The 12,005-nt window shown below is 37.8% G+C and carries 13 protein-coding genes; 7 read left to right on the forward strand and 6 right to left on the reverse strand.

Translation table 11 applies throughout. The features are described 5' to 3' along the window. Positions 1 to 2 precede the first annotated feature (2 nt). On the forward strand, positions 3 to 455 hold the full coding sequence (locus ATG70_RS04440) for a helix-turn-helix domain-containing protein (RefSeq protein WP_098443160.1): 453 nt from the start codon (positions 3 to 5) through the stop codon (positions 453 to 455). A gap of 96 nt (positions 456 to 551) precedes the next feature. On the opposite strand, the gene ATG70_RS04445 is transcribed toward ATG70_RS04440, so the two are convergent. Continuing rightward, positions 552 to 1,547: a CotS family spore coat protein gene (locus ATG70_RS04445; RefSeq protein ID WP_179886326.1), complete on the reverse strand. Its 996-nt coding sequence runs from the start codon at positions 1,545 to 1,547 to the stop codon at positions 552 to 554. A gap of 462 nt (positions 1,548 to 2,009) precedes the next feature. On the opposite strand from ATG70_RS04445, the gene ATG70_RS04450 reads away from it, so the two are divergent. From ATG70_RS04450 to ATG70_RS04465, 4 genes are all read left to right on the forward strand, one after another. After that, entirely contained in the window at positions 2,010 to 3,149 is a 1,140-nt protein-coding gene (locus ATG70_RS04450) for a glycosyltransferase family 4 protein (RefSeq protein WP_098443162.1), read from the forward strand. Positions 3,150 to 3,238: 89 nt separating this feature from the next. Further along, the gene (locus ATG70_RS04455; RefSeq protein ID WP_098445714.1) at positions 3,239 to 4,267 is read left to right on the forward strand and encodes a CotS family spore coat protein; all 1,029 of its coding nucleotides are present in this window, start codon (positions 3,239 to 3,241) and stop codon (positions 4,265 to 4,267) included. Next, entirely contained in the window at positions 4,268 to 4,948 is a 681-nt protein-coding gene (locus tag ATG70_RS04460; protein ID WP_098443163.1) for a hypothetical protein, read from the forward strand. A gap of 106 nt (positions 4,949 to 5,054) precedes the next feature. After that, positions 5,055 to 5,282 (forward strand): hypothetical protein, encoded by a 228-nt coding sequence (locus ATG70_RS04465; protein WP_098443164.1) that lies wholly within the window; start codon positions 5,055 to 5,057, stop codon positions 5,280 to 5,282. Between the two features lie 28 nt (positions 5,283 to 5,310). On the opposite strand, the gene ATG70_RS04470 is transcribed toward ATG70_RS04465, so the two are convergent. The 4 genes from ATG70_RS04470 to ATG70_RS04485 form a co-directional block, all read right to left on the reverse strand. Further along, the gene (locus ATG70_RS04470; protein ID WP_098443165.1) at positions 5,311 to 6,615 is read right to left on the reverse strand and encodes a glycosyltransferase family 4 protein; all 1,305 of its coding nucleotides are present in this window, start codon (positions 6,613 to 6,615) and stop codon (positions 5,311 to 5,313) included. Continuing rightward, the gene (locus tag ATG70_RS04475) at positions 6,612 to 7,553 is read right to left on the reverse strand and encodes an NAD-dependent epimerase/dehydratase family protein (protein ID WP_098443166.1); all 942 of its coding nucleotides are present in this window, start codon (positions 7,551 to 7,553) and stop codon (positions 6,612 to 6,614) included. The genes ATG70_RS04470 and ATG70_RS04475 overlap by 4 nt, the downstream gene beginning before the upstream one ends. Beyond that, a complete protein-coding gene (locus ATG70_RS04480; RefSeq protein ID WP_098443167.1) occupies positions 7,550 to 8,830 on the reverse strand; it encodes a UDP-glucose dehydrogenase family protein in 1,281 nt (426 codons plus the stop codon). The genes ATG70_RS04475 and ATG70_RS04480 overlap by 4 nt, the downstream gene beginning before the upstream one ends. 189 nt (positions 8,831 to 9,019) lie before the next feature. Then, complete coding sequence (locus tag ATG70_RS04485) at positions 9,020 to 9,271, reverse strand: hydrolase (RefSeq protein ID WP_098443168.1); 252 nt, start codon at positions 9,269 to 9,271, stop codon at positions 9,020 to 9,022. Between the two features lie 228 nt (positions 9,272 to 9,499). Between ATG70_RS04485 and ATG70_RS04490 the strand changes: the two genes are divergently transcribed. Next, complete coding sequence (locus ATG70_RS04490; RefSeq protein WP_098443169.1) at positions 9,500 to 9,706, forward strand: hypothetical protein; 207 nt, start codon at positions 9,500 to 9,502, stop codon at positions 9,704 to 9,706. A gap of 50 nt (positions 9,707 to 9,756) precedes the next feature. Continuing rightward, the gene (locus ATG70_RS04495; protein ID WP_098443170.1) at positions 9,757 to 10,689 is read left to right on the forward strand and encodes a glycosyltransferase; all 933 of its coding nucleotides are present in this window, start codon (positions 9,757 to 9,759) and stop codon (positions 10,687 to 10,689) included. 47 nt (positions 10,690 to 10,736) lie between these two features. Here ATG70_RS04495 and ATG70_RS04500 read toward each other — a convergent pair whose 3' ends face one another. Beyond that, positions 10,737 to 11,813, reverse strand: a complete 1,077-nt coding sequence (locus ATG70_RS04500; protein ID WP_098443171.1) for a glycosyltransferase family 4 protein — start codon at positions 11,811 to 11,813, stop codon at positions 10,737 to 10,739. Between the last annotated feature and the right edge of the window lie 192 nt (positions 11,814 to 12,005).

Below are 12,005 nucleotides of genomic sequence, written 5' to 3' on the forward strand. Positions count from 1 at the left end.
AAATGATTTTCGGTGAGAAATTAAAAAGTGAACGAAAGAATAAAGGCTGGTCCCAAGAAGAGTTAGCTGAACAGCTATTCGTAAGTAGACAGTCCGTATCGAAATGGGAGAATGGTCAGAACTATCCAAGCATTGAAATCATTATCAAGATTAGTGATCTATTGGGTATTACAATTGACGAATTGTTAAGAAGCGACGAAGACTTGAAAGAAAAGGTTATTCGAGATAGTCAGCAGTTAGCACATCCGAAGTTAAAATTTTTATTTGATGTGTTATTTTTAATAGGTGTCACTCTTTTGATGATTAAAATTGGCCTTGTGCTTCTATCAAAATTCACTTCTTTAGACATTACCTTATCTGGCGGGTGGTTCTTATGGAATTTTGGGCCATTGATACTGATGGTTGGTGCAGGGATTGGGTCAGGCATTCTTAAAGAACAATACATAAAAGAGTGAAGCGTCACAAGGAAAATTTTGAATACAAAAAGAGCAAGTCGTTAACGATGACTTGCTCTTTTTACTATATTGATATGTGTCTTCTATGATTATAGATTAAAGAAATTGAGAAAGTTGTTCTTTCTTACGCTCTTCATACTGGAATGCAGCCATTAATTCTTCTGGCATGATGTCATTCTTTCTTCCAAAGCGTTCACTTGCAGTTTCATAGAGTTCATAGGGAAAAAGCATATCAATGTACATGACATTTTTTTGTTCTGAGGTGAGTGGTGAGCGTTCTTCATAAGAAGCAAGCATCAGATCGAACAACTCCTGATCCCAGGTACCTGTATCGCCCATCAAAGGAATAATCACTTTTCGTAAGTCGCGTATAGGCAGATCGAAAGTCGTCGTGTCTAGATCAATGATCCAGATTTGGTCGTTTGATAATAGCGTATTCCCCGTACCATAGTCTTGATGGCAAAGGTTAGGCTGTTTTTTGCACTGCTTTACCCATTCTGGATAATGGGATTGTTGAAGTAACTTTAGCGTACTTCTCCCAGATGAAATGTATGAATCAATTTCGTTTAAATAAAGTTGGCAAAATGGATCATCTGGCGACTTTTGCGCAATCAATTTCCAACTCTCCATCTGTTGGCATCTTTTGATATAGTGTTTTGGCCATTTTCCTAGCTTAGAGAAAACTGGAGCAGCAGGTGGAGGCGTATAGCCAATTGATTCAGTATGATAATCGGCAAGGCCTCTCATGATCCACTGGAGGTCGGTAGAGACAGTTAAATCAAATGATCTGCCTTCAATCCAATCATAAACAACAAAAAGAAATGGGCCGTGTTTTGTATACAAGTGGCCATCACGATTAGGAATGATGGCAGGAACGCGCATTCCTTTTTTAGCTAAATAGTCTTGAGCATGAATCGAGAAGAGGGCCTTCTTCTCAGGACGGTGAATTCTTTTTAAACATTTTGGTCCTTCATCCGTCATGAATTTCCACACTAAGGCCATTTGTCCTCCTTGAATCACTTCGATTGATTGTACGTTTACCTCCCAATTAGGTAGTAAAAGTTCAGCCAATTTAATCAGCTTTTCCTGCATTTCAGGGGTAAGCTCTTGCACAGATTCTTCTTTCTTTTCTTCTTTCTTTTCTTCTTTTACTTCTACTTTCTTTCGTTCGCTCTGCTTCTTGATGCTCTCCTCACTTTTTAAAGAAGGCTTAGGTGCGTCACTTGAGCGAAATATCGTCTGATTATTGGTTGGAATGTTACTTCTCTTCTGCCAGTTCGTCATAAACTTCACCTACCAATTAAGTCTTTTCATATTACCGTATGGAACTATCTAAGGTCATGACACAACTTTCAAAGGATTTAGTAGAAAGTTGGATAATCAAGCCCTTTTTCATAAATAAGAAAATGAATTCGCACAACCCTCAATTCCACTCCGTATCATGGCTAATAAACGTCTATTTGTTAGTTATAGGTATATCCTTTGCTCGACGACAAAACGCTGGCGTGACATAGGAGAAAAGCTGTTCTTCTTTGTATTTAAAGGAGGGTGAAAATGAAAATTGCCTTAATTGCGACTGAAAAATTGCCTGTGCCAGCCATTAGAGGTGGCGCAATCCAAATTTACCTTGAAGCTGTTTCAAAACTATTGGCTAAACATCATCATGTGACAGTGATATCGATTAACGATTCAGATCTTAAGCAATCAGAGACAGCTCAAGGTGTCCATTATGTGCGACTTAATAAAGACAACTATGTGGCTGATATCAAACAATTTATTGAATCGAATCATTTTGATGTGATTCATGTTTGCAATCGACCGCTTTGGATTGAAGAATTAAAAGCGGCTTCACCAAAGAGTAAGTTTATTTTAAGTGTGCATAATGAAATGTTTGCTCAAGGAAAAATGACAGATGAAGAGGGGAATCAATGTCTTTCCCATCTTTCAAAGGTCGTAACAGTAAGTGATTACATTGGTAAGACGATAACGAGACGTTTTCCAACTGCAAAAGGAAAGGTTCAAACCCTTTATTCTGGCGTTGACTTAAGCACCTATCATCCCAAATGGACAAATGAAGGGAGAAAATTAAGAGAAGCCATCCGCTCTCAATTAAATTTAACTGATAAGAAAATCGTTCTTTTTGTAGGGCGACTAAGTAAAGTCAAGGGTCCACATATACTCTTGCATTCATTACCAGAAATTATTGAGAAGCATCCTGATGCCCATATGGTGTTTATTGGGTCCAAGTGGTTTGGTGAAAATGATGTAAATAACTATGTCAAGCATCTCTATACGCTTGGCGCAATGTATCCAGATAACATTACCTTTATTAAATTTGTAGAACCAAAAGATATTCCTAAACTGTATTCAATGGCAGATGTGTTCGTCTGTTGTTCACAGTGGCAGGAACCGCTAGCGCGTGTTCATTATGAAGCAATGGCGGCTGGTCTTCCTGTTATCACAAGTGATCGCGGCGGAAACCCTGAGGTAATCAATGAAGGGAAAAATGGTTATGTAGTTCACCAATTTGATCAGCCAGAAGCCTACGCGCAAATAATTCAATCTCTCTTTTCTAGCGACTCATTACGTGAAAATCTAGGGAAAAATGGGCGTGTGAAGGTAGAAAGCGAATTTGGATGGAATCGCGTAGCGAGTAATTTAAAAACGGTCTACGAAAATGCAGGGAAACGTTAGAGGAAGGTGAGGGAGAAGAAGTGGGGGAAGAAAACAATTTTGACCTAGAGGAAAACGAAGAAAGCTCTAAAAAGCATTCTATTCCGCATATGGAAGAGTTGAAAAATGTCTTAAGCTTTTACCCAATTGAGGTAAAAGACATCTCTTTACTTTTCAGTCGAGGCGGAAGAACAAAGTGGATAATCGAGTCAAACCCTGGCTCCTATGTGCTAAAGCAGGAATACATTCGACCGGACCGGATGTTGTATATAGCAGGAGCTCATTGGCACTTACAAGAAAACGGACTACCAATCGCGAGATTAATTCCAACAAAAAATAATGGATTATGTTTATCTGGAGAAGACCATGCTTATGTTTTATATGAACACTTTGATGGAGAGCCAATGCTGTATTACGATACGGAACAGGTAATGAAAACAATGGCCTTTATTGGTCAATTTCATCATGCCTCAAAAGGTTATAAACAACCTGACGGGAGCAAGAAAAGAAGTCGTATCGATAAATGGCATAAGCTGTATCGATGGAAAATTCAAGAATTAGAAGGGTATCAAAAACTGGCAGCCAATTACCTTGATGATCCTTTTTCAATTCTTTTTCTAGAAAATGTTGACCGTATGCTTACCCGTGCCAGAGAATCATTAGCCGAGTTAGATCAGCCTCATTTCAGTAGCTGGACAAAGGAAGTCTTTGAGAATAAATCATTCTGTCAACAGGATTTTACGATGGCTCGAATGATTGAAAAAGACGAAAGAGCGTTTATGAAAGATCTTCATTCTGTCAATGCAGACTTACCTGCACGTGATTTGCGTATTTTGCTAAACAAAGTTATGAAGAAGCTAGCTGTATGGGATGATCAGCTTGCAACTGAAATGTTAATCAACTATGATCAAGTTCATCCATTAACGGAAGGGCAATACCGTGTCGTTTGGTCTGATTTGAAATTCCCACACTTATTTAGTGCGATCGCTCATAAATATTACCTCAGTCAGAAGAGATCATGGTCTGATGAGAAATACATGATGCATATTCGGAATGTTGTATCGGTTGAAAATTCAAAAGAAGATTTCCTTCATTCATTTGATGAAACTTTTCAAAAGATTAAAGGAGGGAGTCAATAAGTGGCACACACATCTCAACATATGTCCATTCCTAAATTGGACTTAGAAGAATTCCATTTCTCTCCTCCTGGATCAATGGGTTGGAGCTATGCTGAATATGAAAAAATTGTGGATCATGATGACGAAAAGTTAGAAATAACGACGACATCAAATCTTCCTAAGACAATAGCTAGCCAAAACTTAGTTGAGCTCCCTGCCGGATCGGCTGTAGAAATACAGGAAGAGGTCGAAGAAGAGAAGCAGATTGAAAAAGAAGCGGGGTCTTCTGAGGAGCATTTGGAAATAGCCCCTATTGAAGAAAAGCAAAAAGTAGTTGTTCACAATGAGAGTGCTTTAAGGGTGAAGGCGATCTCACAACCACGTCAACTGTTTAATAAAAAACTGAAGCCTCACACACAAGAAATTCATACTGCGAAAGATACAGTAAGAAGTATGAGATTAGTGCCTGAAACAATTGAGGAGGATATAGAAGAAAGTGAAAGCCCTGATGTAACGAACGAAGTTGATCAGGAGTTGCTTCAAGAAACGAATTCAGAATTAGAAAACGAAACGACCTTAGTCGAATTAGAGCAAGATGAAGATGATGCGGAAGAAGAGTCTGAAGAAGAAATCGACTATGATTTTCAAATGAAATCGAAAGGTTCCACAAAAGCACCATGGCTTTCTATAAAGATAAGCTAAAAAATTACCATACTGTATCAACTGACCTATACAAATCAATTGCATAAGCATATCTTATAAAGAATTCTTTTATAGAATACTAAAAACATACGGGAGGAAAGTAAAAATGGCTGAAAATGCAAAGCATCAAGAGGTATTGGCAAAGCTACAAGAATTACTTGCAACGAATGAAGTAGAAGAAATTGGTCTTAAATTTGAAATGGTGAATGGAGAAGAGCATAAGTTTGAATTTGATTTAACTGAGGACGAAGAAGAAGAAGAAGAAGAGGAAGAAGAAGAAGAAGAAGAGGAAGAAGAGGAAGAAGAGGAAGAAGAAGAGGACGAAGACGAATAAACAGAAGAAGAGATAGAACCCCACGGTTCTATCTCTTCCGCTTTCTGTAGGATCGATCAACAATCCATTTTTTATGAGTAATTTTAGAGGGAATCTCATTTTTTAATTCAACTTCAGGTTGTAAATATGATTTATCTTCAGACTCTTCTTCCGACTCTTCGATGGCAGGATCGTTTGATTGCATGGAAAAATGACCGGCATAGGCTTTTAAATAAATCCTCTCTAACCGTTCTGCCACATGAAAATATTGGTGATTCGCTTCAACGACCTTTCTTCCATTTAAGCTAAACTCAAGTGCCTGATGGGGATGGCTAAACAGATCACAGATCGCAGCAGCAAAGTTAGCTGGGTTTGAATAATTTTTCAACACAAGCCCATTATGCATATGTGTGATCACCTCTGCATTGCCACCACGTTTTGTGGTGATGAGGGGGACGCCTGCTGCCATGGCTTCATAATGAACTCTGGCGAGTGGCTCTTGCCACTGTGAGCTACATACAAAGACATCACCAAGTAAAAAGGAGTGTGGAATTTGGTCATGCGGGACGTATTGTGTAAAGCGAACATGTTCACCTAATGGCTCAGCCATTTTGTGTAACATCTTAACATACTTATTCGGACGATTATCACTAAACCATTTACCACCACAAATGACGAGTACCGCATCAGGATATTTTTCAAGCACGTGTGGCATCGCTTGAATAAGGAGGTGTGGCCCTTTTGTTTTACTTAATCTTCCTATAAATAAAATTACTTTTTTTCCTGATAAATTGTTCTTTTGTTTAAGATACGAACTTATTTCTTGGCCTCGTTTTGTCCACTTCGGTTCAAATTGTTTTAAGTCTACTCCAGAATAAACAACGTGTGTTTTTTCAGTTGCCTCGGGAAATCGTAAGATCACTGTCTTTCGAATATATTCACTTACCGTCATGATTGAGCTTACCGTTTCAACAACCTGCTTCCCTTCTTCGTCTGAGAGCTTATGTTCAGCAAACATTTCATTATGAAGACTTAACACAAACTGACTCTCTGGACTAGCGGCCTTGTAGATCGGAATGGCTTTTGGACGATTGAAGATGTGAATGACGTCATAAGCTTCCTCTTTAGCTAGATGCGAGGCAACATGGTAAAAATAGTTCGCTCTCGGAACGCGAATATACTTAATCTGATCAATCTCCTCGGTTGTAGGGAGGGAAGGATCACTAACGGAGAAGATGGTCAGGTTATATTTATCGGACAAAAAAGGACTGACGCCATCAATCATCATTTGAATAGCGCCGCCTTTAATGGCTGGAGAAGGAAGTTTCTCAGTACAAACGAATGCTAAATTCACAAAGGATCCCTCCCGGAAAGGTACAGTTCCTCTAAATCTTCAATTTCGTAACGCAATCCTTCTTTTAATGAGATCTGAGGTTGATAGTTTAAAATCGTTTGCGCTTTTGTAATATCAGCCCATGTTTGGAGCGGTTCACCTTTTGCTTTGTTTGTAAATATCACTTGCGCTTTTTTGTTCATTAATTGTTCCAGAAGATGAATGACTTCAAGAACGGATGCCCGTTCTTTACCTCCTATGTTAATCGTTTCACCTATCACATCTTGAGCACGACAAACGGCAGATGTTGCCTTCACACAGTCATTCACATAAGTGAAATCTCTCGTCTGCTGACCATCTCCGTAAACGGTAAGAGGCTGATCGAGGAGCAGTTGTTTAATAAACCGATGAAAGGCCATGTCTAGTCGCTGTCGAGGGCCATACACAGTGAAATAACGAAGGATAACTATAGGAACATCGTAATACTGATGATAAACTCTGCAAAGGTGTTCACCTGTTAGTTTTGTAATGCCATAGGGCGATAAAGGAATTGGTCTCATCTCTTCTGAGACGCTGCCACTTTTTTCACCATAGACGGATGACGTAGAGATATAGATGAATTTCTTGAGGGATTCATTTTTGCAGGCATCTAATAGGTTCTGTGTCAATAACGCATTATGAAGAAGATAAGTCTCAAAGTCTTTTCCCCAGCTTGATCGGACACCAGGAATACCCGCTAGATGATAAATGACGTCCACGTTGTGTATAAGGTCTGAAAGGTCGCAAGTCAATAGGTCAAGTTCGATTGAAGTAAAACGGTCGTTTTTTAGAAGAGTTGTATTTCTCGTTTTCATGTTTCGATCAACGCCAATTACGGTGTCATGTGGGTTTTGTTGCAGTAATTCCATACATAAATGTGAGCCTATAAAACCTCCTGCACCTGTGACTAAAATGTTCATGGACGAGCCACCCCCAAGTACCGTAATCCTGATGCACTGATGGCTTCTTGGTCGAGGGTATTTCTTCCATCTAGTATGATGTTTCCTTTCATCAAGTGCTTCACCCTATTCCAATCGGCCTGGTTAAATTCATCCCACTCAGTAGCGACAATTAACGCGTCTGACTGATAAACGGCATTGTAAATGTTGTTTTCTTCTTTTATGTGATTGTTGTGAGATGTGGCTTTAGGATCATACGCGATAATCGTACATCCTTTTTCAATCAGGCGTTCACATAGCGTAATCGCTCTTGAGTCTCGTATGTCATCCGTATTCGGTTTAAAGGAAAGCCCCCAAACGGTAATTTGTTTGCCTTTAAAGCCATTTAATGGTTCAGCTAATTTATTTACGTAGACATCCACTTGTTGATGATTGACTTTCCTAACAGCATCTAGCAAGTTCGTTTTAATCCTTTTCTTTCGAGCAGCAAAGCTGATGGCATCTAAATCTTTCGGAAAGCAAGATCCGCCATACCCTAATCCTGATTGAAGAAAATGGGGGCCAATTCTAGGATCGAGACCAATCGCCTTCGTCACATCAAGAATGTTTACATTATATCCATCACAAATTCGCGCAAATTCATTAATAAATGAAATTTTTGTTGCAAGAAAAGCGTTTGATGCATATTTCACCAATTCAGCTCCAGTTAAAGTCGTTTCAATACATGGCGCTTGTAAACTCTCGTAGAGCTGCTTTACCTTGTTTATCGCTTGTTTCGATTTTGATCCGACCACGACTTTATCGGGATGAAATGAATCATAGACTGCGGTGCCTTCTCTTAGAAATTCAGGGTTCGAAACAATTTCGAACATTTTCTCATCTACTCCCTGATCGATTAGGTACTGATGAAACCACTCGTTACTTCCTGGTGGCACTGTGCTTTTGACAATAATCAATTTATGAGAAGTAATGTTCATTGCAATATGTTCAAACACTTTTTTTATAGCACTTAAATCACTATCTCCATTCGGTTTAGAAGGTGTTCCGACAGCAATCAAAAGAATCGGTGAGTTAAGAATACAGGCTTCACGGTCATCAGAAAAAACTAACCGGCCTCGCTGATGGTTTTTTATTAATAATTCTTCTAAGCCTGGTTCGTGGATTGGAGATTTCCCTTTATTTAAGATCTCAATTTTAGAGATATCTTTATCAATCACATGGACGTTATGACCAAGATCTGAAAGTAGGGCAGAAGTTGTTAACCCAACATAACCTGCTCCAACAGTACAAATTTCCATCTAGAATTCCCTCCAGTAGCAGCTCTCTATACAGCATCACCTTATATCGTATTAGGCCTTATAGGTAAGGTGTGTTGAAATAGCCGTTTTCGGAGATAATTAGGCGATTGTCTAAGGAGGTAAGTATGTAAAATAATGAACATAAAGAAAAAACCTGGTTAAACGCTCCAGGTTTTACTAAATTATCAATTAACCATTAACTAAGCGAATGGCTTCAATTTTATTACAATCTGCGATAAATGTACTCGTTTCATCTAAAAAAGTTGCACAGCACGTTTTAGAATCAAAGCATGTAAAGACAAGGTTAGTAAAGTCTTCACCTGACAAGATAATATCAACTATTCTACCAGCGGTTAGTTTTCTTAGCATGTTACAAATACAACTATTGCAATGATTATCTGAATGATTCGAAGCTTTTCCACACTCATTAAATAAGCTCATTTCTAATCCCCCCTTTTCAAAACTCATAATTGTTAGAGATACTATACTTTATTTATAAATTGGAGAATTGCTTGTTTATAAGCCTATTAATCAAAATTGTTTGGAGCTAGTTCTATTCAGTTTTATAATTTTTTTTTATTTAGAAGGTATTGTCCTATACAGATTTTAGCTGACTACATAAACATGAAGGGAGTAGACTTTTTACTTATTTCAAAAGGAGGCAAAATAATGGCAAGTTCACCAGTTGTAAAATACCGGAAGTTAATTGGGGTACCTCTTACCGAAGTAATTGTTCTCGGTGCTGATGAGGACTTAGTTTTAATGAACGTTGTAATGGTAGAAGTTGGGCGTGATTATGCAGTATTAAATCAGGGTGGTTCCGGTGGCTTAGGAACAGTTATTGTTCCATTAGATAAAATCGTTGCCATCGTTTAAGTAAAGAGCTCCTTTAGGGGCTTTTTTCTAATTACACGAAAGAGGCGGTAGTGATCAAAAAGATTAAATTATTATTTATTACAAAAGACTTAACTGATTACATTGAAAAAAGCACGATTTATTTAGTGGAGGAGCTAAGGGAGTTAACAGATTTAGTTATTTGGTCGAATGATGGACACATTGACTCCATATTAACTGAAGTAGGGTTTACCCCGGATTTTATTTTGCTGAATGATTTCAAGTCAGATTACTCTCCACAGATTCATGGGTTGAAGAATTGTGGCATCCCAAGGGCGATCATCATGCATGACTTGCATTACAGGCGTTCTTCTCGGAAAAAATTTATCGAAAAAGAAGATATTAATCATATTTTTTCTATTTATAGAGATAAGTTTAATCAGTGGTATCCCGAATACAAAGACTTCATGACCTGGTTTCCGCATCACGTACCTACAACGATCTATAAAGATTATCACTTAGAAAAAGATCGGAAATTGCTCCTAATGGGCAGTACCGATCGAGAACTTTATCCGCTTCGTCATATGATAGCACAGCAGCTTAAAGGCAATCCGGATTTTATTGATTATTCTCATCCTGGTTATCTTCCCATGAATCATAAGAAAGCTGGATATAAAGTAGAGCACGAATATGCCAGAGAAATAAATCGCGCTCGCATCTTTTTTACATGTGATTCGAATTTTCATTATCCTGTCTTGAAGTATTTCGAAGTGCTCGGTTGTAGAACGTTATTGTTAGCTTCAGGTTCACAGGAACTAAAAGACCTTGGTTTTATTGATGGAAAAACATTTGTAGAGATTAACCAACAGAATTTTATGGAGAAGGCTACCTTTTACTTAAATGAAGAGGTTATTTCAAAAGAAATTGTGATGAATGGGGCAAGGTTAATTGAAGAAAAGCACTCCACTGAAATACGAGCAACGCAACTCGTGCAAAAAATCATATCACTTATAGACGATAAGTAGTTATAAAAAAACTTTCCATATGAGTGATTGGAAAGTTTTTTAGTAGCTTAAGATTTTTGTGAGATTTGTTTTAGCATTTTAGTAAAGTTTTCGTTATATTTTTTGGGATCAAGCGTGCTTTTAATTTTTTTATTTGCCTGTTTAACTAGTTGATTTTTCATTTCCGCATTATTAAATACTTCTAGGCATTCTGACGTAGCTTTATCTAAATCATCAATGTTTATTATTTTACCCGTCTCGTTATGAGTAAGAAAACTTCTTATTCCATCTGAATCAGTACTTACTACAGGACATTGGCAACTCATTGCTTCGACAACTGCATAACCAAACCCCTCTACCTGTGATGTAGCACATAGGAATCCTCCTGAGTCTGCAATAATAGAATAATAAATCGCCATTTCTTGATGTGGGATATTAGAGTGTACAGTTACAATTTCTTCTAAATGATGCTGCTGAATAAATTGTTGGAACTTTGTTTTTTCGCTTTCAGAAGCAAGCGTAGCGTCCTGAAACATCCAAACGTTAATATTTGAATTTTTACTCAAAATCATATTTACTAGTTGAAGAAATCCGTACCAATTTTTATTCGGTTCTAATCGTCCTACCCATCCAATAATAGGGTTCTTTGCATGAAATGTAGAGGTTACATAATGAAAATGGTCTGTATCAAAACAATTGTGAAAAGAGTAAGACTTTACATTTGGAATAAAGGTTTGACATAACTGTTCAAGATGCGAGGTCCGAGGATAAAAAACAGCATTAGCGTATGTTTGAATAAATGGTTGCGCGCTGACCATCCAGTTTCTTGCTTCTTTTTCTGTTCCAAGACCCTGAATTTCATATAATAGGGGTCCTGAGTAGCCTAGTTCACGAATTCGTTTTAAAAACAGATGATCCGAACATATCATTACTGCTGAATAATTTTGTTTTTCCAATAGAAGCTTTATTTCTTGATTATCGTTTGTAACATATACAGGTATATCACAGATATTGTGATAGCCGGTACCTTGTTGCATGTATAGAAGTTCGCAAAAAATCCCTGCTTCTTTTAATGCCTTACATCTTTGCCGGTTTAATGTTTCAACTCCACCGCTTGGCAAGTAATAAACAAATAAAACCTTCATAAACGATCTCCTCCTAACTAACGCACCTCTTACACAACGTATGCTAAAATATATACTTTTCTACTAAACACGAGACCAAATCGACCTCGTGTTTAAAAAAGCTTTGTTATAAGAAATCCCATTCCATTTGGTATAGCTTATCCTATGCTCCACAAAATGAAAGGAATAGACAAGTCTCTAGATAAGTAAAAA

Source organism: Bacillus sp. es.036 (assembly GCF_002563635.1).
GTDB lineage: Bacteria > Bacillota > Bacilli > Bacillales > Guptibacillaceae > Guptibacillus.